At 41.7% G+C, this 25,596-nt stretch carries 28 protein-coding genes; 9 read left to right on the plus strand and 19 right to left on the minus strand.

The genetic code is table 11. The features are described 5' to 3' along the window. The first annotated feature begins 33 nt into the window (after nt 1–33). Entirely contained in the window at nt 34–120 is an 87-nt protein-coding gene (locus tag Q3A68_RS23155) for a hypothetical protein (protein WP_368045663.1), read from the plus strand. Between the two features lie 138 nt (nt 121–258). Here Q3A68_RS23155 and Q3A68_RS08125 read toward each other — a convergent pair whose 3' ends face one another. The 7 genes from Q3A68_RS08125 to sppA form a co-directional block, all read right to left on the minus strand. Continuing rightward, the gene (locus tag Q3A68_RS08125; protein WP_302900563.1) at nt 259–741 is read right to left on the minus strand and encodes a SixA phosphatase family protein; all 483 of its coding nucleotides are present in this window, start codon (nt 739–741) and stop codon (nt 259–261) included. Between the two features lie 11 nt (nt 742–752). Next, entirely contained in the window at nt 753–1,721 is a 969-nt protein-coding gene (locus tag Q3A68_RS08130; RefSeq protein ID WP_302900564.1) for a glycosyltransferase family 9 protein, read from the minus strand. 1 nt (nt 1,722) lies between these two features. After that, complete coding sequence (gene rfaE2 / locus Q3A68_RS08135) at nt 1,723–2,229, minus strand: D-glycero-beta-D-manno-heptose 1-phosphate adenylyltransferase (RefSeq protein ID WP_302900565.1); 507 nt, start codon at nt 2,227–2,229, stop codon at nt 1,723–1,725. A 3-nt stretch (nt 2,230–2,232) separates the two neighbouring features. Then, nucleotides 2,233–2,796, minus strand: coding sequence for a D-sedoheptulose 7-phosphate isomerase (gene gmhA / locus Q3A68_RS08140; RefSeq protein WP_302900566.1), 564 nt, complete (start codon nt 2,794–2,796; stop codon nt 2,233–2,235). Between the two features lie 15 nt (nt 2,797–2,811). Then, on the minus strand, nt 2,812–3,801 hold the full coding sequence (rfaE1, locus tag Q3A68_RS08145; protein ID WP_302900567.1) for a D-glycero-beta-D-manno-heptose-7-phosphate kinase: 990 nt from the start codon (nt 3,799–3,801) through the stop codon (nt 2,812–2,814). Further along, nucleotides 3,788–5,476, minus strand: a complete 1,689-nt coding sequence (locus Q3A68_RS08150) for a helix-hairpin-helix domain-containing protein (protein WP_302900568.1) — start codon at nt 5,474–5,476, stop codon at nt 3,788–3,790. The genes rfaE1 and Q3A68_RS08150 overlap by 14 nt, the downstream gene beginning before the upstream one ends. A 162-nt stretch (nt 5,477–5,638) precedes the next feature. Beyond that, nucleotides 5,639–7,426: a signal peptide peptidase SppA gene (gene sppA, locus Q3A68_RS08155; protein WP_302900569.1), complete on the minus strand. Its 1,788-nt coding sequence runs from the start codon at nt 7,424–7,426 to the stop codon at nt 5,639–5,641. An 87-nt stretch (nt 7,427–7,513) separates the two neighbouring features. Here sppA and folK point away from each other — a divergent pair, with 87 nt between their 5' ends. Together folK and Q3A68_RS08165 are read left to right on the plus strand one after the other, a co-directional pair. Next, nucleotides 7,514–7,993 carry a 2-amino-4-hydroxy-6-hydroxymethyldihydropteridine diphosphokinase gene (gene folK, locus Q3A68_RS08160; RefSeq protein WP_302900570.1) on the plus strand — a complete coding sequence of 160 codons (480 nt, stop codon included), beginning with the start codon at nt 7,514–7,516 and terminating at the stop codon, nt 7,991–7,993. 47 nt (nt 7,994–8,040) lie between these two features. Then, a complete protein-coding gene (locus Q3A68_RS08165) occupies nt 8,041–8,418 on the plus strand; it encodes an Hpt domain-containing protein (RefSeq protein ID WP_302900571.1) in 378 nt (125 codons plus the stop codon). Here Q3A68_RS08165 and purS read toward each other — a convergent pair. The 3 genes from purS to rho form a co-directional block, all read right to left on the minus strand. Further along, the gene (purS, locus tag Q3A68_RS08170; protein ID WP_302900572.1) at nt 8,415–8,669 is read right to left on the minus strand and encodes a phosphoribosylformylglycinamidine synthase subunit PurS; all 255 of its coding nucleotides are present in this window, start codon (nt 8,667–8,669) and stop codon (nt 8,415–8,417) included. The genes Q3A68_RS08165 and purS overlap by 4 nt on opposite strands. Then, on the minus strand, nt 8,650–9,372 hold the full coding sequence (locus Q3A68_RS08175; protein ID WP_302900573.1) for a CDP-alcohol phosphatidyltransferase family protein: 723 nt from the start codon (nt 9,370–9,372) through the stop codon (nt 8,650–8,652). Before Q3A68_RS08175 ends, purS begins: the two co-directional genes overlap by 20 nt. Nucleotides 9,373–9,449: 77 nt before the next feature. Further along, on the minus strand, nt 9,450–11,069 hold the full coding sequence (gene rho, locus Q3A68_RS08180; protein ID WP_302900574.1) for a transcription termination factor Rho: 1,620 nt from the start codon (nt 11,067–11,069) through the stop codon (nt 9,450–9,452). A 252-nt stretch (nt 11,070–11,321) separates the two neighbouring features. On the opposite strand from rho, the gene pyrF reads away from it, so the two are divergent. Continuing rightward, nucleotides 11,322–12,155, plus strand: coding sequence for an orotidine-5'-phosphate decarboxylase (gene pyrF, locus Q3A68_RS08185; protein WP_302900575.1), 834 nt, complete (start codon nt 11,322–11,324; stop codon nt 12,153–12,155). Nucleotides 12,156–12,188: 33 nt separating this feature from the next. Next, nucleotides 12,189–12,911 carry a hypothetical protein gene (locus tag Q3A68_RS08190; protein WP_302900576.1) on the plus strand — a complete coding sequence of 241 codons (723 nt, stop codon included), beginning with the start codon at nt 12,189–12,191 and terminating at the stop codon, nt 12,909–12,911. A 295-nt stretch (nt 12,912–13,206) separates the two neighbouring features. Here Q3A68_RS08190 and Q3A68_RS08195 read toward each other — a convergent pair whose 3' ends face one another. The 8 genes from Q3A68_RS08195 to trpS form a co-directional block, all read right to left on the minus strand. After that, on the minus strand, nt 13,207–14,568 hold the full coding sequence (locus tag Q3A68_RS08195; protein WP_302900577.1) for an exonuclease domain-containing protein: 1,362 nt from the start codon (nt 14,566–14,568) through the stop codon (nt 13,207–13,209). A gap of 162 nt (nt 14,569–14,730) precedes the next feature. Then, nucleotides 14,731–16,548 carry a membrane protein insertase YidC gene (gene yidC, locus Q3A68_RS08200; protein WP_302900578.1) on the minus strand — a complete coding sequence of 606 codons (1,818 nt, stop codon included), beginning with the start codon at nt 16,546–16,548 and terminating at the stop codon, nt 14,731–14,733. Between the two features lie 20 nt (nt 16,549–16,568). Beyond that, on the minus strand, nt 16,569–18,179 hold the full coding sequence (pyrG, locus tag Q3A68_RS08205; protein WP_302900579.1) for a CTP synthase: 1,611 nt from the start codon (nt 18,177–18,179) through the stop codon (nt 16,569–16,571). A gap of 260 nt (nt 18,180–18,439) precedes the next feature. Next, complete coding sequence (locus Q3A68_RS08210) at nt 18,440–19,051, minus strand: hypothetical protein (RefSeq protein ID WP_302900580.1); 612 nt, start codon at nt 19,049–19,051, stop codon at nt 18,440–18,442. Between the two features lie 27 nt (nt 19,052–19,078). Beyond that, a complete protein-coding gene (gene kdsB / locus Q3A68_RS08215; protein ID WP_302900581.1) occupies nt 19,079–19,810 on the minus strand; it encodes a 3-deoxy-manno-octulosonate cytidylyltransferase in 732 nt (243 codons plus the stop codon). A gap of 16 nt (nt 19,811–19,826) precedes the next feature. Beyond that, nucleotides 19,827–20,342 carry a hypothetical protein gene (locus Q3A68_RS08220; RefSeq protein WP_302900582.1) on the minus strand — a complete coding sequence of 172 codons (516 nt, stop codon included), beginning with the start codon at nt 20,340–20,342 and terminating at the stop codon, nt 19,827–19,829. 23 nt (nt 20,343–20,365) lie between these two features. Further along, nucleotides 20,366–20,980 (minus strand): deoxynucleoside kinase, encoded by a 615-nt coding sequence (locus Q3A68_RS08225; protein WP_302900583.1) that lies wholly within the window; start codon nt 20,978–20,980, stop codon nt 20,366–20,368. A 213-nt stretch (nt 20,981–21,193) separates the two neighbouring features. Further along, nucleotides 21,194–22,189: a tryptophan--tRNA ligase gene (gene trpS, locus Q3A68_RS08230; protein WP_302900584.1), complete on the minus strand. Its 996-nt coding sequence runs from the start codon at nt 22,187–22,189 to the stop codon at nt 21,194–21,196. A gap of 38 nt (nt 22,190–22,227) precedes the next feature. Between trpS and Q3A68_RS08235 the strand changes: the two genes are divergently transcribed. The 4 genes from Q3A68_RS08235 (at nt 22,228) to Q3A68_RS08250 (ending at nt 24,893) form a co-directional block, all read left to right on the plus strand. Beyond that, nucleotides 22,228–22,962, plus strand: a complete 735-nt coding sequence (locus Q3A68_RS08235) for a lysophospholipid acyltransferase family protein (RefSeq protein ID WP_302900585.1) — start codon at nt 22,228–22,230, stop codon at nt 22,960–22,962. Between the two features lie 40 nt (nt 22,963–23,002). Further along, entirely contained in the window at nt 23,003–23,743 is a 741-nt protein-coding gene (locus tag Q3A68_RS08240) for a lysophospholipid acyltransferase family protein (RefSeq protein ID WP_302900586.1), read from the plus strand. Beyond that, nucleotides 23,730–24,020: an Asp-tRNA(Asn)/Glu-tRNA(Gln) amidotransferase subunit GatC gene (gene gatC, locus Q3A68_RS08245; RefSeq protein ID WP_302900587.1), complete on the plus strand. Its 291-nt coding sequence runs from the start codon at nt 23,730–23,732 to the stop codon at nt 24,018–24,020. Before Q3A68_RS08240 ends, gatC begins: the two co-directional genes overlap by 14 nt. A gap of 126 nt (nt 24,021–24,146) precedes the next feature. Then, nucleotides 24,147–24,893 carry an ABC transporter ATP-binding protein gene (locus Q3A68_RS08250; RefSeq protein ID WP_302900588.1) on the plus strand — a complete coding sequence of 249 codons (747 nt, stop codon included), beginning with the start codon at nt 24,147–24,149 and terminating at the stop codon, nt 24,891–24,893. Between the two features lie 4 nt (nt 24,894–24,897). Here Q3A68_RS08250 and Q3A68_RS08255 read toward each other — a convergent pair whose 3' ends face one another. Then, nucleotides 24,898–25,524: a hypothetical protein gene (locus tag Q3A68_RS08255; protein ID WP_302900589.1), complete on the minus strand. Its 627-nt coding sequence runs from the start codon at nt 25,522–25,524 to the stop codon at nt 24,898–24,900. Nucleotides 25,525–25,596: the final 72 nt, after the last annotated feature.

The raw sequence follows: 25,596 nt of genomic DNA on the forward strand, positions 1-25,596 counted from the left end.
ATTGATGAATTGAGGTTGAAAACAAATATGCCGATGAGCCAACTGGCAATCAACCTGCTAAATATGGAAATGCAGGGGTTTGCCAGGTCGTTACCCGGGAAAACTTATTGTATCAATTGATTTGAAAATTTGAAGATGTGCTAATTTGAAAACAGGTGGGAGCGAGTCAAATTCAAATCCTTAAATTGGTAAATCTTCAAATTTGAAAGTTAGCATTGAGATTCAATTTTCAAATCTTCAAATTGACAAATCTTCAAATCAATGGTTTTCTTTCGGTGAACTAAACCATTCCAGGTGGCCCGAGTCATAGGTCAGTTCCCGCCAGGAATCGAACTCAAATCTGATCAGGACGGCGGCCCCCGGCGGGACTTCGCGTATCTGGCCGGTAAAATAATGAACTAATTGCGCTATCCCTGGATTATGGCCAACCAAGCCTACAAAATTTTGATTTTCAGGGAATTCACTGATAACAGAAAGCAGCGATTGCTGACTAGCATCATAAATCCGGGAATCTTCTGATGGTTTGTGCAGGCTTAAATGCTCTGAAAGTATATTAGCTGTCGCCAAAGTGCGCAGCGAAGGGCTACTTATGAGTATCTGAGGAACTGCCCCTGCACTTTCTATTCGCTCGGCCATGATGGTTGTATCCCGCATGCCGGAGTGTTTAAGAGGCCTTTCAAAATCGCTGTAGCTATCGTCGTGAACAGCTTTGGCATGGCGAATCAGCAATATTTTTTTCATAGCGTTTTTGTTTAGGCATCATTTGCGAAGTTAATAACAACTTCTTCGGGTATATTGTTCATACATTTGAAGTGCCCAAGCGGACATTTTTCAAGGCCGAACTTTGAGCACGGGCGGCAAGGTAAGTTTATCCCGATCACCTCCGCGTCTTTTACCATATAGGGCTGTACACCAAGTAATTCCGGTACTGTACCACCCCAAATTGAAGCGATCGGCCTGTCAAATGCTTCGGCAATGTGGGTCAACCCGGTATCAAACCCTAACACCCGTTTCGCTTTCGAAACTAAATATACGGATTCATCCAGTGAAGTAATACCGCAGGCATTATAAATATTTGAGCCGATGGCATTGGCAATTTCGTCGCCATTTTCTTTTACGTCGCTTCCTCCTAGCAAAACAATTGGGGAGTTGATTTTATGGCATATGCTGATGATCTTCTCATTCGGCATACGTTTGGTAAAATGCGTTGCTCCGATGATAAATGCTACAAAGTCCGACTGATGAGAAACGGGCAATAATTTTGTCAGATCGTGCTCTGTTTTTATATAATAATCTATCGGTTTGCCATCATTTTTAACACCCAGGAACTTAACCGCTTTCATGTAGCGCTCCACCAAATGAACAGATGGAACAAGCTTTAAATTGAATTTGAGGCTAAGCCATTTGCGGATACGCTGCTTTTTGTAGGAGGAAGATTTAATACCCGTCCGCAATTTGATAAGCGAAGTCCGCAGGTTACTGTGCAGGTCGATCAGGTAGTCGTATTTTTCTGCCTTTATTTCTTCAATAGTTTCGGCCAGGGTAGGCTTTAATAAGAGCAGCTTATCGAGATGCGGATTGTTATCGTAGATGTATTTGAAGGCTGGCTTTGTTAGGAAATGCACTTCGGCGTCAGGCAGTTGCGTTTTCAGGCATCGCACCACAGGCGTCGTATAAATAATATCACCCATTGAGCTGAAACGGACAACCAGTATCTTCATGTTATTTTGTGATCTGTTCCCTGATCTTTTTGATGATAGAGGTAGAGGAGTAACCCTCCACAAAATCAATGGTCTTTACCTCGCCGCCATTGGCCATTACTTCTTTAGCCCCGACAATGTTTGCGATTGAGTAATCGGCTCCTTTTACTAATATATCGGGCATCAGGGCCGTGATTACCTTTATCGGAGTATCTTCTTCAAACACGACTATGGCATCCACAAAAAATAATGCTGCCAGCAAAGCAGCGCGACTATTCTGATCATTTACAGGCCGGTGCTCGCCTTTGATCCGTCTTACTGAACTATCAGAATTTAATCCGATTACCAATTTATCACCCAGTTCAGCTGCTTTGGCCATATAGGTAATATGTCCGATATGCAGCAGGTCGAAAACGCCATTCGTAAAGACAACCTTTTTGCCCTCGCTTTGCCATTGTGCAATAGAAGCTTTAAGTGATGGTATGTCACTTATTTTACTAAGCAGTGTTTTTTCCAGGTTGTTTCTCATCGATCAGAATTCATTATCAACAGCCTTGCAAAGTATATGACCGATCAGGATATGCATTTCCTGTATGCGGGCAGTAATGTCAGACGGCACGATGACGTTTAAATCACATATGCCGTTCATTTTTCCGCCATTTCTGCCGGATAGACCCAGTGTTTTACATTGTAGCTTTTGTGCTGATTCAAAGGCTTTTAGTATGCCTTCGCTGTTGCCACTGGTAGATATGCCGATGAACAAATCGCCCGGTTGCGCCAATGCTTCCACCTGACGTGAAAACACAAACTGGTAGCCATAATCATTGGCTATGGATGTTAAAGCGGAGGTATCGGTAGTAAGGGCGATCCCGGGTAGAGCCCTGCGCTCTTTCATAAACCTTCCGCTCAATTCGGCTGCAATATGCTGAGCATCAGCTGCGCTACCGCCATTTCCTGCTATTAATACCTTTTTGCCATTTTTTAGGGTACTTACAATCATTTCGCATGCAGTTTCAATATCTGCACCAAGCGAATCAATTACTTTTTGTATCAATTGCTGATGATCTTGCAGTTCCTCAATAACCAGTTTATTCATATTGTATTTCGTTGGTCAATTAGTTTGACCGTTAGTTATATCTTCTAAAATTTCGTCAATACTGGTAGTTGCGCTGCCCACACGTCGTATTACAATAGCAGCCGCATGGTTCGCCAGCTCACAGGATTCTTCAATGGTCAATCCCGAGGCAATAAAGTAAGCGATGGTTGCCAATACAGTATCGCCAGCACCAGTCACATCAAATACGGCCGTTGCCTTAACCGGTAACAGTTTGTAAGTGAGCTCATCCAGTATGACCATGCCTTCTTCTGATAAGGTAACGATTAAGTAATCAACCCCAGTTTGTTTAAAGATGACTTTAGCGGACTTTTGCAGATCGTCAATTGTCTTAATGCGCTCTGTTTTGGCAGCTTCGGCCAATTCTTTACGGTTGGGTTTAATAATAAAAGCACCCTTATATTTCTCGTAATTCAATCCCTTTGGATCGATGATCACTTTCTTTTCTTTGCTTTTGGCAAGCTTGATCAGTCTTTGGGTCAGATTCTCAGAGAATAAGCCCTTGCCATAATCAGAAAACAGTACAATATCAGCCTCATTAATATAGTGATCCAGCTGATTCACCAGTTCATCTTCCAGTTCACTCAAAACCGGATCAGTAATTTCCCGGTCGACCCTTACTAATTGGTGGCTGCCAGCTACCACACGGGTTTTTACGGTGGTTGGGCGATTTACATCCTTCAGAATGGCATCTGTAGCAATCCCTTCGCTTTCTAATATTTCAATCAGGCGCAGCCCATAAGTGTCTTCGCCGACCAAGCCTCCAAGTGTCACTTTTGCACCTAAAGCAACCAGGTTTTGAGCCACGTTTGCAGCCCCACCCAATGTAGTTGATTCATTTTTTACATTGACTATCGGAACCGGTGCCTCAGGCGAGAGCCTGGTGGCATCACCCCAGATATAATGATCGATCATCAGATCACCGATGACCAGGACAGCAGGCGGGGTTTGCTTTTGTTGTATATAACGTACTTTATCTATGAGCATTTACCTGCTTTTTTGATTCAAATTCTTTCTTAATTTCTTCAAGGGAGAACGTATTTAAACACATTTCCTTATATAAACCGCCTTTTCGCGCAGCTAAAACACCATAATGCATGTCGGAGAAACCCTCCACCCGGTGTGCATCAGGGTTAATGGATAATTTTACACCTATATCCAATGCATATTGGTGCCAGCGCCAATCCAGATCGAGGCGCAATGGGTTGGCATTGATCTCAATGATCACATGATTTGCAGCACAAGCGTCAATTACCTTTTGATAATCAAATTCATAGCCTTTACGGCTTAACAATAACCGGCCAGTAGGGTGTCCTAAAATGGTAGTGTAAGGATTTTCAACGGCTTTAATCAAACGCGCGGTCGCCTTTTCCTTATCCATTTTCAAGTTGGAGTGTACCGACGCTACAATAAAATCAAAACGCTGCAATATCTCATCGGGGTAATCCAGGGAACCATCGTTCAGAATATCTGATTCAATTCCTTTAAAAATATGAAAGCCGGTGATCTTTTTATTCAGATGATCAATTTCTTCATGCTGCTGCAATACCCGCTCAATACTTAAACCTTTTGCATAAAAGGCGCTTTTGCTGTGATCGCAGATGCCCAAATATTCCAGTTTTAGCTGATCACGGCAGTATAGGGCCATGTCTTCCAATGTATTTACACCATCGCTCCATGTGCTGTGGTTATGTAGCGTACCTTTCAGATCCTGATAAGTAACTAGCTGAGGTAAGGCATTGTTGGTAGCTTTTTCAATGAATGTATTACCCTCACGAAGCTCCGGCGGCATATAGGTTAGACCAGCTTTTTTATAGATCGCTTTTTCGCTTTCGGCTTGTTTTATATCATCAGATATACGAGCCAAAACAGCCTGAACATGATCGTCAGCACCGGTCTGTGTAAATAATTCGTAATGGAACGAAAGATTATTTACTACTGAAATGCTCACCAATAGACCATTGGCCGTTTCGCCACTGATCGTATGCTCCTTAACTGTCAGGTTTTGAAGTATATCCGATTGAGTCAATGTTTCTACATCTGCTCTAACATCACCGGAGCCAACCAGGAAACTCAATTCATCAATGATCTCGCAGCAACGACGGAATTCCCCGGTAAAACTCAATATGGATTCAGGAAGCATATCCTGTATCTTTTGAAACAGCTCACCTGCAATGGCATCCACCCGCGCAAACAAGAATTTGCCATTGCTGGCCATCCTGAATTCAATGACCTTTACTATTTCTTCCTGTGTCTTTAACCCGAAACCTTTTGCTTCGATCAGGCGGTTCTCATTACAGGCATAGTACAATTCGCCGACCGTCTCGATGCCTAATTCGTGCCAAATGATGCCGATCTTTTTAGGGCCAATACCTTTGATGCCCAGCATCTCCACGACTCCTTCCGGCGTAGCTGCAAGCAGATCGGTCAAGTCTGTTATGGCACCTGTTTCCAGTAATTCCACTATTTTGGTAGCGGTACTTTTCCCAATGCCGTCAATTTTCTCCATTTCGGCAAGGCTTTTACCTGCGATGCCATAGGGGAGCTTATCCACCTTAAAGGCAGCATTGGCCAGCGACTTCACCTTGAAGGGGTTTTCGTCGTGCAATTCCATCAGTTGCGACAGCAGGCGGAGCGTACGGGCAATGGGTTTGTTTTCCATAAGCGGATTCGGGGTGTAAAAATACAAATAGTTCATAGATAATAGTTCATGGTTCATAGCTTGTCGGCAATTTAAAGGAGAAAAACGAAAGCTATTCCCATAACGGAAATAGCTTTAAAACAAATGGCCATGTTCTATGAACCATCAGCCATGAACTAACATCTACTTGATTACAATATCATAAGGCATGCGCATTTGCGGGGTGCGCATCATTTGGGTAAGACCTTTTATCTGATCGTAATACCGGTAATTATCACCCAGCTCTGATTTTACAAAGTGTACCCTCATTTGTTCGCTGATATCAGCGCCGAACTTGTTAAATACGCCTTTCTTTTGTTCCGGATAAGCTACCAGCTTAAATTTCCTGATGCCAGCTTTCTTAGCTGCTGATGAGATGGCATCATTAATATTACCTAAACGGTCAACCAAGCCAATTTTTACGGCTTGTTCGCCGGTCCATACGCGTCCCTGGCCAATACTATTGATATATGCCTGTGTTTTATGACGGCCTTGGGCAACTGCCTTGGTAAAATCGTCATAACCATGGTTCACATTGTTCTGCAGGATAGCTTTTTCTTCAGCCGATAATGGCTTGCTAATGTCACCCAAATCGGAATATTTCCCGGTTTTTACACCGTCAAAGGTGATGCCCAGCTTATCATTAAATAGTTTTTGAAGGTTAGGAATGATCGCGAAAATACCGATGGAGCCGGTTATGGTATTCGGTTCGGCAATGATCGAGTCTGCAGCGCATGATATATAATACCCACCCGATGCTGCCAGGTCACCCATCGATACGATGATCGGTTTTACTTTCTTGGTAAGCATCACCTCGCGCCAGATTACATCTGATGCCAGCGAACTACCGCCGGGTGAGTTCACGCGTAAAACCACCGCTTTTACGTTATCATCCAATCTTACCTTACGTAAAGCAGCTGATATTTTTTCTGAACCTATGGTATTATCATCTCCGTCGCCGCCATTGATCTCTCCCGAGGCATAAACAACAGCTATCTGGTTTTTGATCTTTTTCTTTGAATCATCATCGTCTTTCGATGAGGAATGGTTGCCGGCTGCATAGTCGCCCATCTCTACTTTATGAAGCTCGGTCTTTGAACCAATGCCGGTGCGGTCCCGCAATTCGTCTAAGACTTCGTCCTTGTATTTCAGGCCGTCAACCAGCTTATATTTCAGCGCATCTTCGGGGAATTGCACTTTCAAATTGTTAGCTATATGATACAGAGAATCTTTACTGATCTTACGGCTTTTGCTGATATTGGTCAGGAAATAGCTATATAATGAGCCCAGGTAAGAATTTACCTGTTCGCGGTTGGCATTGCTCATTTTGGTCAATACAAATGGCTCGACAGCACTTTTGTAAGTGCCTACTTTTATCACTTGAGCTTCAATACCCAGTTTATCCAAAGCGCCTTTAAAGAAAGTGATTTCTGAATTAAAGCCGCTAAATTCAAATATGCCTTTAGGGTTAATGTACACTTTGTCGGCTACTGATGCCAGGTAATAGAAGCCTTGTGTATACACCTCGGAATAAGCGATAATGAACTTGCCTGATTTTTTAAAATCGAGCAGCGCATCACGTATCTCCTCGGTAGTAGCCTGGCCCGAAAGCATATAGCTTTCGTCAAGGAAAATACCTTTTATGTTCTTGTCTGCTTTTGCTCGTTTTATATTGGCGAGGATATCGTTAAGGCCTAAATTCTTGTCACCGTCCAGACCTAAAAAGTCGAGCCCAGAAAACGGGTTGTATGGGGTGCGCTCAGGTATTTCGTGCGTAATTGCGATATGCAGGTATGAATCTGAATCAACTTCGACATGTTTATCACCACTTGCGGCTGCCATTATTATTCCAACGATAATAACCAGAAATACCACACTACACAAAATAATCCCCACCATCGTGGCGAAAACAAATTTGAAGAATTGTTTCATTAAATATTATAAATCTTTTATCTATGCAAACTTAGCAATTCGATATGTATAATATTAAGAGCTTTGTCTATAATATTTGTTACAACAATGATTGATGTTTTTTTGTTATTGGGTAGTAATCTGGGGCACAGGGAAGCGTATTTGCAAAAAGCCATTGACCTGATTGAGACTGAAATAGGTCCTGTAATTCAAAAATCATCGATTTATGAAACGGAAGCCTGGGGCAAAACCGACGAGCCGAATTACCTGAACCAGGTAGTATGCGCTGGTACAGAATTACCGGTGCGCCAGGTGCTCGAAAAAGTATTGCAGATTGAAACCAGTATCGGGCGCGTAAGAGAGGAAAAATGGGGATCGCGGATTATTGATATCGATATCTTGTTTTATGGGCAAGATATTATTGACGAACCTGGCCTTATTATCCCGCACCCCGAACTCCATAACCGTATGTTTACCTTAGCTCCATTGAGCGAAATTGCCGCTGATTTGCAGCATCCAGTATTTAAAAAAAGTATTTTTCATCTTAAAAACGAACTTAAAGATAACTTGATCGTAAAAAAGTTATAATTTTGATTTAATACTAACTGAATTTATAATAATATACCAGCCTAAACATGCCGGACAGCTCAGCAACACCAGATCTTGATCTTACATTTTTATATGAAATTGCTGACGGCAGCGACGAATTTGTTGTGGAATCTATTGATATGTTATTGCAGCAAGCACCGGAAATGCTCAACAGCATTGACCAGGCATTGCAATCAGCCGATTGGCCTACTGCTGCTGCAGCTGCTCACAAACTAAAACCATCTATGGGCTTTTTCGGGATGCTTATTTCCCAGGGCTTATTGCAGGACGTGGAATTGCTTTGCAAAGCTGGTGGGCAAGAGCCAGATGAGATAAGAGCAAAATACAATCAGGCAAAAGAGCTGGTCGAAACTAACCTCACTGCACTCTCACGCATCAAATCTGAAAAAGAAGCCGGAATTTAAACTTTTTGGATTTTAAAGCTGTAGCTCTCCATAATCAGGTTAGCTAACAGGCTTTTGCAGGCTTGTTCTACTTTTGAGTTAGCTATTTCTTCATTTTCAGCTTCAATTTCGAGCGAAATGTGTTTGCCGATGCGCACGTTGTGTATCTCGGTTAATCCAAGATTTTTCATACTACCGGTTACAGCTTTTCCTTGAGGGTCAAGAATTTCCTTTTTTGGCATTACGTCGATTTCAGCCTGAAACTTTGTCATTAGAGAACTTATATTGAATGATAGATAAGGTGATATACATTAATATGATCACCGGAACCGCGGCAAATTTAAAAAATAGTATCAATATTGCCGAGAAGAGTAATAATAAATAGCGATAAATGTTCTTATCCAGGTCGCTGTTTTTGAATTTGAGCGACATTAAGGGGATCTCAGCCACCAGCAAAGAACACATTATCAAAACAAAAACTGCCAGCACATACACGTTTAATATGTATTCACTAAAATTGACATGATGTTCCAGTATAAATGGTATAGATGCTATCAGTATGGCATTGGCCGGGGTAGGCAGGCCAATAAAACTTTCAGCCTGACGTGTATCATTGTTGAATTTAGCAAGCCTCAGTGCCGAAAAAACTGAGATCAGAAACGCGCTAAAATTAAGCCACGGACTAACATTAGGAACCTGCGGGGTTTTTAAGAATAACTCATATAAGATAGCCGAAGGCAAAAAACCGAAGCTCACCATGTCAGCTAACGAATCAAGGTCCTTTCCGATGTGTGAAAATGATTGCAATACGCGGGATGCAAAGCCATCAAAAAAATCAAATATTGCTGCTAAGAAAAGAGCGTATGATGCAAATATCAGGTTTTCCTGAAAAGCAAAAACTATCCCGACACATCCGCTGAACAAGTTAGCACAGGTAATGGCATTGGGAACATGTTTGCTTACGCGTTTATTCATTTCTCGGGGCGAAGATATGCAAGGTTTATAAAGAAATTATGAAGTTATGATATCATAACTTCATAATCCCAAAAGTATTAAGAATTCATCGAGATCAGGAATTCTTCGTTCGTTTTTGTGCCTTTTATCTGGCTTTGCAAAAACTCCATCGCTTCCTGCGAATTCATATCTGCCAAATGGTTACGTAATATCCAAACACGCTGCAAAGTGTCGCGCTCCAGCAACAGATCGTCGCGACGGGTACTTGAAGCAGTAATATCGATAGCAGGGAATATACGTTTGTTAGATAACTTACGATCCAGTTGCAGCTCCATGTTACCGGTACCTTTAAATTCTTCGAAGATCACCTCATCCATCTTAGATCCGGTTTCTGTAAGAGCTGTAGCAATAATGGTTAACGAACCGCCATCCTCGATGTTACGTGCAGCACCAAAGAAACGTTTAGGTTTGTGTAGCGCATTAGCATCAACACCACCTGATAATATCTTACCTGAAGCAGGGGCCACGGTATTGTAGGCACGGGCAAGGCGGGTGATCGAGTCGAGCAGGATCACAACGTCATGTCCGCACTCAACCATGCGTTTTGCTTTCTCCAAAACGATATTGGCGATTTTTACGTGGCGCTCAGCAGGCTCATCAAATGTTGATGATACTACCTCAGCACGCACGCTGCGAGCCATATCGGTTACTTCTTCCGGACGTTCGTCTATCAGCAGGATGATCAGGTAAACTTCAGGGTGGTTCCTGGCAATGGCGTTGGCCACATCCTTCAGTAACATGGTTTTACCCGTTTTAGGCTGAGCTACAATCAAGCCGCGCTGCCCTTTACCGATAGGAGAGAACAAATCCATGATGCGGGTTGAATAGTTACTGGCGTCTGTAAACAACTCCAACCTTTCGGAGGGGAAAAGTGGCGTTAAGTGGTCGAAAGGAACCCGGTCACGAACTTCGGCAGGGATACGCCCATTAATGGCTTCAACCCTAACCAACGGGAAGTATTTTTCGCCCTCTTTTGGAGGACGGATGCTTCCACGGACGGTATCGCCGGTTTTCAAACCAAATAATTTTATCTGCGACTGTGATACATAAATATCATCAGGAGAAGTCAGGTAGTTGTAATCCGAAGATCTCAGAAAACCGTAGCCATCCGGCATGATTTCCAAAACGCCTTCGTTTACAATTACATTATCAAAATCAAGATTGATAGCCGGTTCCTGGCTTTTTTGCTGGTTTTGGTTGTTGAAGCGCCGCTCAAATTTTTGAGGTTTGGTTTCGCTTACAGATTCTTCGGACTTGATTCCAGGTGCTTCCTGTTCATCAGCTAATGGAGTCGATGTGACAACGGGTTCGCTTTCTGTATCATCTACCAGGGTTTCATCATCAGGTTCGTCAAACAGGTTTGTATCGTCCAAAGGAACCTCTACACGCGGGCCGTTGCTTTTTGATTTTGTGGTACGGATTCTTTTGCGGGTTCTTTCAGCAGGTTCTTCGGTAGCTGCTGATGGTTTTATTTCGCTATAATTATTGATCATAGCAGCCTGCTGAGCGCGGGCCGCCTCTATTAATTGTTGTTGTTCTACAATTTTGCTTATGAGTTGAGGTTTTCGCAGTTCCTCGGCTTCAGCAATACCTAAACTCTTTGCCATTTCGCGCAACTCTGAAACGAGTTTGTCGTTCAATTCTGTGGTATCAGACATGGATATAAATAATGATTCAAATGGAATATTTTACTTGAGAGAAATTGTCTTGCAACTGTGCTTACGCAACATCTAAAAATTTATAGATTGTGGATTTTTAAATTGTTTCTTTAGCGCAAGAAAAATTCAAAAGGATAACGCTGCAATTTTACTCATTAATATTAACAAAACAAAAATTTTGAAAAAATATGTTTGTGTATCAACACTTAGGTTATTTTTTAGTTGTTTTGCAACAGAAAATAATCCGCGCTAATGCTTTCCCGCCAGCAACTAATTCAGCAAATCAAACAAAAAAAATCTTTCCTGTGTGTAGGGCTCGATACTGATATCGATAAAATACCTGCGTTTTTAAAGGCATACCCCGACCCGGTATTTGAATTTAATAAGCGTATTATCGATTCCACCAAAGACCTGTGCATCGCTTATAAGCCCAATGCTGCTTTCTACGAGCGCCACGGTATAAAAGGTTTGCAAAGTTTGATAGCTACTTCTGAATATTTACCAAAAGATTGCTTGAGCATTATTGATGCCAAGCGCGGCGATATTGGCAATACCTCCGGTATGTATGCCCGTGCATTTTTTGATAAGGAAGCTGCCGGGATGGATTTTGATGCCATAACCGTTGCACCTTACATGGGTAACGACAGCGTAACACCTTTCCTGGCTTTTGAAGGAAAATGGGTTATCGTGCTGGCACTTACTTCTTCTATCGGCAGCAAGGATTTTCAATATCTGCAAACTGGCGACGGTTATTTGTATGAAGAAGTCATAAAAAAGGCCAATACCTGGGCAGGTGCCGACCGCCTGATGTATGTGGTAGGGGCCACCAAGAGTACCGAATTTACTAATATTCGCAAGTATGCACCGGATAATTTTCTGCTTGTTCCGGGAATTGGAGCACAGGGCGGCAGCCTGGAGGATGTTTGTCAGTTTGGTATGACCAAAGATTGCGGATTGATCGTCAATAGTTCCAGGGCTATTATCTATGCATCAAACGGCGAAGATTTTGCCGAAGCTGCACGCCAAGAAGCTTTAAAAGTGCAGCGGCAAATGGAAACTGAACTGAAAAATGCCGGAATTATATAAGACATTTTATTAATAACTTAAACCAATAATCACATGAAAATACTCTCTAAGTCTATTGCCTTTTTTTTTGTAATTACATTTATCGCCATTCAAGCCAATGCACAGGTGCAAATACTGGAAAAAAATGCACTTGAGAAAATTCAGAATGGACATAGCCATGTTGTAGTTAATGAATTGCATTTTCCGGAATCCGAAGATTTTTTAGACGTTTTTAAGAAATATTGGACATTAACCAAAGGTGTCGACTTTATCAGTTCAGAAAACTTGTCGGGTAGCCTGGTGGCAGGCGACTCTTATTTTAGCATCGAGGCGCTTCATATATCGGGGTATTATGGATCTCAGCAGATATATTATTATCTTAATTTATGGGTGCCATCGGCAAAGAGTTTAAAAGATAAAAACTTTAAAATCGAACACGAAGAAGAGCTGGCACATATCGCCATTTCGGCCGACTTTGGTACAATGAAGGAAACTATGAAGACTAACGGTATGTTCTTTGACTTTAATAGCGAAGGCCGTCTTTTTCATTGGCACCCTGGGTTATTAAAAAACTACTTGCAGCTTTTAACAGCAGAATTGAAAACAGGTAAAAAATTGGATTATCACGATGATATGACCGATAAATCGCAGGTAAAAGCACTGAGTACGCAGACATTATTCATTGCGGAAGATAATCTTAATAAGGTGACAGCATTTGTTAATAAACAAAAGGTGATGGATATTAAGGAAATTACGAAAGATTATAAATTCAATTAGGAATCTATTTCAGACCGTCAGCTTGGCGAAAAAATATTGGAGGACAAAGAGCAATTCTATTACATTTTATATATAAGGAATAGCAGTAGTAAGTTGGTATCCATTATTAATTCCCGCACAGGCGAGGTTATCTATTCGCGATATGAAAAATCAATGAGTAATAATTTCAAATCCAGCGATCTTAAGGAGTTGTCTAAATTAATTAGTAATAACTGATCCGGCAAAATCGCCATTAGTTACGTTATCTACTCTTTGAGACTTACAAAGTTTTCAAAACTAAGTCTTAAAGAGTAGATCAGAACACCATCGTCCTCTCAGGGTATCTTAGCGCATAGTTAGATATCATATTCCTTATATAATCGTTCCCCGGGTAAGGTGTGAGGTGGTTTTTAAGCTGCTCCAGGCTATCAACATCAAAATAATGGGAGATATAACCCATACCATAAAACTGCCCCTTTTCGATCAAAATGCAGCTATGCTCATCTACCTGTCGGCCTTCGTCGCGTATTGCAAAGGTAGGTAATGCATCCTTCAATTGGGCAATCGCCTGATTTACTTTTCTGTTATAGTCCTCCACGGTTTCAACGCCTTCGCATGCGCATAGATGGTGCATGGCACCGGTGCAGGGTGCGTTATTGTTTTGTATAAAACAGAGTTTTGGGCAAAGCTCAAACTCGTCAATGAGTTTAAGCAGCAGGTTACGGCCATCCAATAACGAATTGCAGGTGTATATTGGTTGTGAGAGCTTCCTACGTTTATCTACAGCCAATCTCAGGTAGCCTTTCTGATCCTCAAATGCATAAAGCCCGTAGGCATGTTCAAACCGTTTTAATGAGCGATTATATTTTGGCCACAGCCGTTTGATTTCGATAGCTTCCAACACAAAGGCGATGAGCTCCGTACCGCAACTTTGATAAGATATATGATGAATGTTGCGCAAGAACTCCTGCCGCTGTAAGCCGGGATTATTGCCTGAGAAATGGCTGCAAACCCGTTGCTTTATATTACGTGCCTTACCAACATAAATCACTTTACCCTTTTCATCATGAAAATAATAAACGCCGGGTATATAGGGGAGTTGGTCAATGTCCTCTTTAGGCAAATTGGCCGGTAATACCTGCTCGCGCGACCGGTGTTTGAGTGCCTGGCCGATATGATTGCCATTATCATTCTGAAGCAGGATTGAGAACAAGATGGCTGTTGCTTCCGCGTCACCTGCAGCTCTGTGCCTGCTTTCATTTTCTATGCCAAGATGACGGCATAACTTACCGAGACTGTAAGACGGCATCCCCGGCAAAATCTTACGGCCAAGTCTTACCGTACACAATTTATTGCATTGCAGATCATAGCCGGCCACGGCTAAGTGATGGCGAATAAAGGAAAAATCAAAATTGACATTGTGGGCAACGAATATCTTGCCGTGAAGCATGTGATAAATGTCAGCGGCTACATCCTCAAATGGCGGCGCATCCTGGACCATTTCGTTGGTAATACCTGTCAGCGCCCGGATGTAAACCGGGATATCCCGCCCTGGATTAACCAGTGTGCTGTAGCGTTGGGTTACTCTTTTACCATCGTGCAGGCATACAGCAACTTCGGTTATACCATTTGAGCTGGCATGTCCCCCCGTCGTTTCTATATCCACAATAGCGTACATGGTTCAAATTTAGTGAATTTTAGTCCGGAAGTCCGCAAAAAGTCGGGAAGTCCGTAAGTGATAATTTAATCTGAAAAATAAGACCCGGTACTTCTGCCGGGTCTTAGTATCAATTAATAATCTTTCGGACTTGCGGTCTTCCCGACTTCCCGACTAAGAAAATCACTTCTTCTTTCCCTGTATTTGTTGCTGCTGGCGCATAGCTTCTTCCATACGCGCCTGGAAACCTGATTTCTTTTTCTTCTCTTCAGGTTTCTTTTTGTTCTCTTGTATCTGGGCGTGGATCTTTTTATCGTCGACCATCAGCCTGATCAGGTATTGCTGCAGGAAAGTGAACATGTTGGCCAGGAAGTAATAGTAATTCAAACCTGCGGGGTAGTTGTTCAGTGTGATGAGGAAGATAATAGGCGTGACGTATCCTATATATTTCATTTGCCCGGTTGCACCTGATATCTGGTTGTTGAAATAAGTATAAACCAGAGTCGAGATGGTCATCAGCAAACACATCAAGCTGATATGATCAACACCGAATATAGGCGAGAAGCTGATTACTGAATCATAAGTAGAAAGGTCATGCATCCAAAGGAAGTGTTCACCTCTTAACTCAAATAAGCTTGGGAAAAAACGGAAGAATGCAATCACAATAGGCATCTGTAATAATAATGGCAAGCATCCGCCCAACGGGTTTACACCTGCCTTTTTATACAGTTTCATATACTCCTGTTGCAGCAGCGTAGGATTATCTTCGCCAACTTTTGCTTTGATCTCATCCATTTCTGGCTTAAGTATCCGCATTTTAGCCATTGAAAGGTATGACTTGTAGGTAAGTGGAGACAATACTAACTTAAGCAGTACAGTTAAAGCCAGGATGATAAGACCGTAATTCCAGTTAAATTGTTTTAGGAAGTTAAATACCGGCAATACTGCATAACGGTTGATATATTTTAACGGCCCCCAACCCAAACTAACCACTTTATCAAGCTCATAACCTTGCTCCTTAAGCGTGCTAAAGCGATTTGGGCCAAAGTAGAATTCCAAAGGCACAGCACCATCAGCCATCCGGGTAAAAGAAAGATCGGCCTTCATTTGCTTCACATCGGCAGTATTAGTTACATCGGTACTTACTGTTAAGTTCGACTTATCAATACCTTGTTTAGCGACCAGGATATTTGAAAAGAAGTGTTGCTTAAAAGCTACCCATTGCAGTTTTTTATCTGTGATAGACTTCTGGTCGTCTTTGGTATCGCCGAAGTCATTTACCTCATTGTCCGTATTTTTATAATAAATTTCCGAATACTGGCGCTCCTGCTTCATGTCCTTTTCCTGTTTGTGCAGGCTTGCCTGCCAGTTCAGATTAAAGGTGCTGCTGTTCGCGATAATATTATCCAATCCGGTCGACTTTATAGTCAGACCCAATTTAAAGCCGGTCCCTTTTAATGAGTACACATAGTCAATGTACTGGGTAGGGCTATAGCTCAGGCGCATGGTCAGGTTGCTTGAGTCTTTTTCTGCTACAGTAAGGCTCTGAGAGCTTGGCGTAAAATACAGATCTTTTGTATTGACGTTTTTACCGGGGATATTTAGTATTAATCCAAACTGATTATTATCACCATCGAATAAAATGAGAGGTTTTTTATCGAAAGTCTTATAGTTCTTCAATTCAACCGAGTAAACGCGACCACCATGTGTACTTAATTTAACGCGCAGTTCCTGGTTTTCGAGGATGACGAATTGCTCGCTGCCTACGGATGCCATGCCGAAAGGAATTTTCTTCAATGTTGAGTCGGCTAAAGCAACAGTTTTTTTTGATGTGTCCGGCTTAGTAGTTTTAACAACAGCAGCGGCGGCTTTTGCTCTTTTGATTGAATCCTGCACCAACTGCTCTTTTTTCAGCTCAGCATCCGAGGGCTTCAAAAGAAAATAAGACCCCAGCATGATCAAAACTATCAGGACAAACCCTGTTATTGTATTCTTATCCATTTTATCGTTATCGTACTTTATTACTTCTTGCGGGCATATGCCAGCGAAGCGGCGACAAAGTTAACAAAAAGTGGGTGAGGATTAGCAACTGTTGATTTTAATTCCGGGTGAAATTGTCCGCCCACAAAAAACGGGTGATTTTTCAGCTCAATGATCTCTACCAGACCATTATCCGGGTTGATGCCTGAGGGGGTCATTCCGGCTTCTTCGTATTGTTTCAGGTATTTGTTGTTAAATTCAAAACGGTGACGGTGACGCTCGGTAATATGCGTTTTTCCGTATATAGCGGCCGCTTTTGATCCTTTCTTGATATCGCAAGGATAAGCGCCTAAACGCATAGTGCCGCCTTTGTTCTTGATTTTCTTCTGCTCTTCCATCATGGCGATAACCGGATGGGGAGTGTGCTCGTTCATCTCGGTACTATTTGCATTTTTCAGCCCTAAAACATTACGACCGAACTCAACAACTGCGCACTGCATACCTAAACAGATACCAAAGAACGGAATATTATTCTCGCGAACATACCTGATCGCCTCAATTTTGCCTTCGAAACCACGCTCACCGAAGCCTGGTGCAACTAATACGCCATGCAGGCCTTTTAAACGTTCAATCGCGTTTTCCGGCGTTAGCTGTTCTGACGGGATATATTCAACCCGTACTTTACATTCATTTTTAGCACCCGCATGTATGAACGATTCTGTGATCGACTTATAAGCATCCGGAAGCTCCACATATTTACCTACCAAACCAATGCGTACATCTGATGTCGGGTTTTTCAAACGGCCCAGGAAATCCTTCCAGCTTTCCAGTTCGGGTTCGTTTTTGTGCGAAAGTTTCAGCTTGGTTAATACCGTTTTGTCCAACTGTTCTTTCAGCATCAGCAGCGGAACATCGTATATCGTAGAAGCATCGATGGACTCGATTACCGCATTGATATTTACGTTACAGAAAAGAGCGATTTTTTTGCGGATATCCTGGTTGATATGATGCTCAGTACGGCAAACCAGAATATCTGGCTGGATACCATATTCCAACAACATCTTCACAGAGTGTTGTGTCGGCTTAGTTTTCAATTCGCCTGCTGCTGCAAGGAATGGTATCAAAGTTAAATGGATAACCAATGAGTTGCCAGAACCAATTTCCCACCTGAACTGACGTACAGCTTCGATATATGGCAGTGATTCGATGTCGCCTACCGTACCTCCCAATTCTGTGATCACGATATCATAATCACCGCTCTCGCCAAGTAAACGGATGTTTCTTTTAATCTCGTCAGTAATGTGAGGAACTACCTGAACCGTTTTACCCAAAAACGCACCTTCGCGCTCCTTGTTGATCACATTCTGGTAAATACGACCGGTAGTAATATTATTGGCCTGTGAAGTTGGCGTATTCAAAAAACGCTCATAATGACCCAGGTCAAGGTCGGTTTCGGCACCGTCTTCAGTAACATAGCATTCACCATGCTCATAGGGGTTAAGTGTTCCGGGATCGATGTTGATATAAGGGTCGAACTTTTGGATCGTAACGCGGTATCCGCGCGATTGAAGAAGTTTGGCTAACGAGGCAGAAATAATGCCTTTCCCTAACGACGAAGTAACGCCGCCCGTCACAAAGATGTATTTAGTCATGATGATATGTGTATTTGGCGCCTGTTTTTACACCTGCACCTTTTGTTTGTGTACGGGATACAAAAGTAGCAAAATTTTCAGACTTTGCTCACTGAAATCGCAAATGTTGAAAAGGAATCGTGATGTGGAGAATGTTAACTTGTTGTAAAGTTGTTAATTGTCTGAACCTGAATTTGCGGAATTAATAAGATGACAGAATGAGAATTCTGCAAATTAATTAATTGTGAAAATTTTGGTTCAGACAGAAAGGCTTAGGGTTTTTATTTAGAAGTTTTTTGATTCTCTAAAAATCCATCATTATATAGTTTTACATAGAATTCGATAAGTTCAAAATTATAATTGGTGCTTTTTCTTTCTTCTTTATACTTGTCTAACAAGGCTGGATTGTCTGCAATGAGATTCATGAAAACTTGCTCCCGGCTTTTGCGAGAACTGCCAATGTAAATCCCCGTAGTACCGATTTTAATAAATTTTAATGAATCGTTATTTTTGCTTACATACCAAAAAAAAGATATGCTATTAGCGTTGCTTGCATTTTTTTCATATAAATTTATTTTACCACGTTCAAGTAACCGAAGAAAAGTTAATTTGTCTGCCCCTGGCAAACGCCGGGGTACAAAAAAACTTGAATCTTCAGACCTGTAAAAGCCATTAACACTATCAGCATCGAAAGGTTTCGCCCTGTGGGCACCATCTACCTTATACGTTAATTTCCCTGAAAACCTACTTCCTAAATGGCATTTAATGGTATCATTTTTTAGGCTGATGATATAGTCATTGAATTTTTTAGTAGTATCCGCATCCTGTGCAAACACTTTAGCGATGGGTACAAGCAAACAAATTGAGCTCAGTAGTAATAATTTGGCTTTCATAATGATAAGGTCAGTTGAGATAGTCTATTAATCAAATATAAGCTTTTTCAAATCCTCCGGTGTATCAATAGCAATGGTTTCAATTTCGGTCTCGGCTACCTTTATTTTGTAGCCATTTTCTACCCAGCGCAATTGCTCCAGGCTTTCGGCTTTTTCAAGTGGGGATACCGGCAATTTGGTAATCTGTTTCAGAATATCAGCCTGGTAACCGTAAATGCCAATATGTTTAAAATAAGTAAAATGCTGCAGCCAATTTTGAGACTCCTGTCCGCGGATATGAGGTAGGGGGGAGCGCGAAAAATAAATAGCTTCTGAGTTTTTGTTGACAATAACCTTTGGGGAATTGGTGTTGTGCAGTTCCTGTTCGTTTGATATTTTCTTTATCAACGTAGCCAGTTGTGTATCAGCACCATTAAAGCAACCAATCAATTTGCTGATCTGCTCCGGATCGATATAAGGCTCATCGCCCTGGATATTAATGATCACATCATGTTCCGAATATTTTTCGGCTACCTCGGCACAGCGATCGGTTCCGCTTTGATGAGACGGGGAGGTCATCACTGCTTTCCCTCCAAAACCAAGCACATGCTCAAAAATACGGTCATCATCCGTAGCAACGATCACCTCAGATAATTGAGCGCATTTTTTTGCCTGCTCATATACCCGTTGGATCATGCTTTTTCCGGCAATATCCGCCAGCGGCTTTCCGGGAAAGCGGGTGGAGTCGTAACGGGCGGGAATGATACCGAGGATTTGCATTAACGAAATAAAGTAGTTAGAAGGAATTTAGATTATCATCAGGATTTACAACGTGTTTTTGTATGGCCAATTTAACGCTTTCGAGATTTAAATGCGCGTCAACTTTTATTCTTGTCTCATTTTCTACTCCGGTTTCGTTGTATATATCAATACAAGGAATCATCCAGTTCCCTTTTTCTACAATTGGCATAATCTTTACTATCTGACCATTTATATTCGCATTATAGAATAATTTATATCCCCAACCACTGTATGTTTCATACATCACTACAGGGAATTCTTTTATCTCAGCGAGGCCAATACTATTCAGCCTGGTTTTAAAAAAGTTCTTAAAATAGTATTCTTTTAATACCACTGCTGAATTTACAATTAATCCTCCTCCAATTGATATTAAAAGCAAGAACTCTACATCTTTTGAGCTTATACTATCTAAATGCCCGATATTACTTAATAAGAATCCGACTATCGGGAACAAAAACACGATTGATATTGTTATGATCAGTTTTTTAAAACCTAATAAATGTTCCTTCATTTATTTAAATGACGAATTGTGATTTAAAAAAGCCCGTTTATTTCGCGCTCTATTCTCTCTACAATAGTTGCCATATCATCAGTATTATTGGCGAAGTCGAGTTTGTCTTTATCTAAAATCAGCAGTTTGCCCAGTTTATAGCCGTTGATCCATTTTTGATACTTGTCGTTCAGTTTGGACAGATAATCCAAACGGATACCAATTTCGTATTCGCGACCGCGGCGCTGGATATTATTAACCAGCGTAGGCACTGATGCTTTCAGATAGACCAGCAGATCGGGAGGTTTGATGAATGCGGTAATATTATCAAAAATGGCACGATAATTTTCATAATCGCGGGTGGTCATCAGGCCCATGTCATGCAGGTTCTCGGCAAAGATGTATGCATCTTCATAGATGGTCCGGTCCTGGATAATATTTTTATTGCTTTGCTGAATATCCAATATCTGCCTGAAACGGCTGTTCAGGAAATAGATCTGCAGGTTAAAACTCCAGCGTTTCATGTCGCTGTAGAAATCTTCCAGGTACGGATTGTTGTCAGCAGCCTCATACAGCGGTTCAAAACTATAATTTTTGGCCAATAATTCAGTAAGGGTGGTCTTTCCGGCGCCGATGTTTCCTACGATAGCGATGTGCATGCGATGGTTTTAGTTCATGGTTTACGGTTGATGGTTCATAGCTCTTCACAAGGAAGTGTAGAAACCACAATTAACTACGTCCGACTAATATACATTATGAAGTATGAACTCACAATATTTTGTGAATAGTTAATTGTCAATAGACCATGGCCCATAGTATAATAATGATGGTAAAAGCAGGCATGGACTATTGTCTATCAACCATTGACTAAATCAAAAACTACGGAAGCCGATAATTTCCCTCACTTCGCGAATAGTTTTTGAAGCACTCTCGCGTGCCTTGATTGCGCCATGGCGGGCAACCTGGCGCAAATAAGAGGTGTCCTGGCTGATGTCATTTATCCTATTACGAATAGGAGTGGTGGCGATGATCATATCTTCAGCCAGTTGCTTCTTCAAATCTCCGTAGCGTATCTGGCAGGTATTATATAGATTATCGAAATGCTCATAAGTATCTGGCGTGGATACTACTTTCAGCAGGTCGAACAGGTTTTGGATCTCTACTGGTTTCTCTTGATTTTCGGCCGTCGGGCCGCTGTCAGTAACAGCTTTCATTACCTTTTTACGGATAATTTCAGGCGAATCGGATAGATAAACGGCATTGCCTTCGCCTTCTGATTTGCCCATTTTGCCTTTGCCATCCAAACCGGGTATTCTCACCAGGTTATCGCTGAAATTAAAAGCGTAAGGTTCTGGAAAATAATCGTGATTGTATAGACGGTTAAAACGGTTGGCAAATGTACGGGACATTTCCAGGTGTTGTTCCTGATCTTTACCAACAGGGACTTTAGTAGCACGATGGAGGATAATATCGGCGGCCATTAATACAGGATACGTCAGCAAACCGGCGTTTACATTGTCTGGCTGAGCACGTATTTTATCTTTAAATGAGGTACTACGTTCCAGTTCACCTACATAGGCATTCATATTAAGATATAGATATAATTCAGTAGTTTCCGGTACGTCCGATTGAACGTATAGCGTGGATTTTTCAGGATCGAGGCCCGCTGCAAGATATTCTACTAACACCTGTTTCACGTTGCTATGAAGATCAGACGGGGTAGGGTGGGTAGTTAAAGAGTGCCAATCAGCAATAAAGAAAAAACAATTATACTCATGCTGCATCTTTACGAAGTTTTGAATAGCTCCGTAGTAATTCCCCAAATGCAGCTTCCCGGTAGAACGTATACCACTAACAACAGTTTCCATGGGCGCGAAAGTAAGGAATTTTTATATTTTTGATACCGATGAAATTGATATTGAAGAAAGCACACTGTTACCTATACATGGGTAGTGTGGCACTCTTCTACTTTTTGCTTTACCCTTTTCTCTGGTATTATTCCCGAAACCCATCTACGTATAAGCAAATGAACGAGTTCCGGCGGCTGTGGGGCTTTTTAAGTTCAGCCTGCGTTGGAATATTTTATCGCTTTACTTTCGAGGTGCCGTTCGATCGTACCAAGCCATATATTATCTGTCCCAATCATACCTCCAACCTGGATATTACGGCGATGAGCCTTCTTGCAAAAAATGATTGTTGTTTTATGGGTAAAGAGGAGTTGACGGAAGGCCTGGTAACCGGCCTGTTCTTTAGAACGGTAGATATACCTGTCAATCGCGAAAGCAAAATGTCCTCGTTTAGAGCCTTTAAAAAGGCAATAGAAAAGCTGCAAAGCGGTATTACCATGATCGTCTTCCCGGAAGGGAAGATACCGGATGATTACCCGCCACAATTGCATAGTTTTAAAAACGGACCGTTTCGTTTGGCGATAGAGGCAGGTGTGCCCATAGTTCCCGTTACCTCATTAAATAACTGGAAATTGCTTTGGGATACGGGCACCAGGCATGGCAGCATGCCGGGCGTATGCCATATCTATGTACATAAACCTATCGAAACAAAAAATTTGACAGTTGATGATGCTGATAATTTGAGAGATCAAGTGTACCGGATCATGAAGGGAAAGTTTGATAGTATGAATTGATAATTCAATTTTTGGGGATGGTTTTTTATTTTTGAGTCCGATGATCCTGGCCCTTAAAAAATTCCATCGTTTACTATACAGGTTTAGTATTTCATTTATATTTTACCTGCAATGGCCGCTTATTCATTATGCCTCCAAAAAGCCGTCCAGGTACCCTTTGATGAACCGGCTGCGGAAGATATGCGCCGCATTCAGTTCAGCAACTACCGGAATTTTTTATAAGATAGAGTATGAGCAACCGATAGACTGGTCGCGCACCTATATTGTTTGTCCCAATCATATTTCAAATCTGGATATCATGTCTGTCAGCAAGGCACTCAAAAATACCTTTTGTTTTATGGGTAAGCACGAACTGCTGGACAACCCGTTGTTGGGCATTTTTTTCAGGTCGATAGACATACCCGTTAACCGCGAAAGTAAGCTGTCATCTTATAAGGCATTTAAGCTGACAGGCGAGCGGCTGGAACAGGGTATCACCGTGGTGATATTTCCGGAAGGGACTATCTCGAAAGAATACCCGCCGCAATTGCAAGAGTTTAAAAATGGCCCGTTCCGGTTGGCCATTGAATTAAAAATACCTATTTTGCCTATTACTTCGCTGGATACATGGAAGGTAATGTGGGATACTGGTAGTGTACATGGCAGCAGACCGGGGATTTGTCATATATTTGTGCACAAACCCATCGAAACGGCGCACATGAGTGTTGAAGATGCTGATCTGCTAAAAGATGAGGTTTATAACGTGATAAAGCAGAAACTGGACGAAAATGAACATCGATAAAGAAACCGTCGAGAAAGTGGCCCATTTGGCAAGACTGGAATTGGCTGAAGACGAAAAAGAGAAGATGATTGCCGATATGAATAAAATCCTCGGTTTTATGGATAAGCTGAACGAGATCGATACGTCTGGAATTGAGCCGCTGGTTTATATGACCAACGAGATCAATACGGTGCGTGAGGATGTGATAAAGCAAGAGATCACGCATGAAGAAGCGTTGTTGAATGCACCGAAGCACGATAACGATTATTTCCTGGTAGCTAAAGTGATCGAGAAATAATTTCGAATTTCGAATTTCGAATTTCCGATTTCGAATTTAAATTCTTAGAGTTTAGGTTTTAGAATTTAGAATTTGAATTTCCTGTAACAATTCCTATCCTCTTATAGTCAAACCTGGAAAACACGGATGGAGCCATTAATTACCATTAAAGATATCGGGCGTAAATATGTGATCGGTGCAGAAACCATACATGCACTTAAATCGGTATCCTTAACAATAAATAAAGGCGAATTCGTTGCCCTTATGGGGCCTTCAGGCTCTGGCAAATCAACGTTAATGAACATTCTGGGCTGCCTGGACACACCAACTAAAGGTGAGTATATTCTCAATGGAATCAATGTAAGCCATATGAGCGATAACGAATTGGCGGAGGTTCGTAATACAGAAATCGGTTTCGTTTTCCAGACTTTCAACTTATTGCCTCGTAATACTGCGCTTGATAATGTAGCACTTCCCCTGATTTATGCAGGTATTAATAAAGAGGGCCGGCAAGAACGCGCCAGGCAAGCGCTGGAGAATGTAGGGCTTGGTCATAGGGTAACTCATAAACCAAACGAGCTTTCAGGCGGGCAACGTCAGCGTGTAGCCGTGGCCCGGGCGTTAATAAATAACCCGTCTATTATTCTTGCAGATGAGCCTACAGGTAACCTCGATACCAAAACTTCCATCGAAATAATGGGTTTGATCGAAGACATCCATGCAAAGGGCAATACAATTATCTTAGTAACTCACGAAGAAGATATTGCAAAACACGCCCACCGCATTGTACGTATGCGCGACGGCCTGATCGAAGATGATTATCCTAATACCAATATCCATAAGGTGGACAGAAGCAAAATCCTTGCGGATGATGCCGAAATTGCAAGCAAATAATTAATCAGCAGTTAGAAGCTAACCGCGCAACAAATTCAGCTAATTTAAGGGTAGTTTCAGGCATAATAGGTTTGTGATGACCTATGATCAGTGTATGATTGATGATCTCAATAATCACATCTTCGTGCCGCATATCCATTACTACATTACGGAAATCGCGGTTCATGGCTGATTCAGCTTTGTAACGATCATTAACCAATACATAAAACGTGTCGCTGAAAGCTTTATCGTCATAAAAGTCCAGTTCCACAGGATGTACCAGTTCGATCAATTTATCAGCCAATGTCTCAGGCCGGATAAGCGCTCGCCCGCAATCTTTCTTCAGATAAGCCAAAGCCCAGCTTTGATATTCATAATAATCGTATAAGGAAGACGACCTTGTGTTACCATCCTTTTTTACTTTATGAATCTCAACGAAAAGTATATAGCAGTCGGTCCGGGCATTTTTAATAACGTAAGAGCCTTTGACATTAATATTGTCGCAGCCTTTGAAGGCCTCAAAATCTTCCAGGTGAAAATCGATGTTCCCGGTATGTTCAATGCGGAATTTTGATTGTAATAACTTATACGTATCCTCGAAGGTATCGATAGCTTCGCTGCTTAGGCCGACAGTATCAAAGGGGTAGTCCATGTACAATAATACACGATTTCAGGATTTTAAGGAAATGAACCATTGATTGTTTTGATTTTTAAATTTTGTTGA

The organism is Mucilaginibacter tolerans (assembly GCF_030519375.1).
GTDB lineage: Bacteria > Bacteroidota > Bacteroidia > Sphingobacteriales > Sphingobacteriaceae > Mucilaginibacter.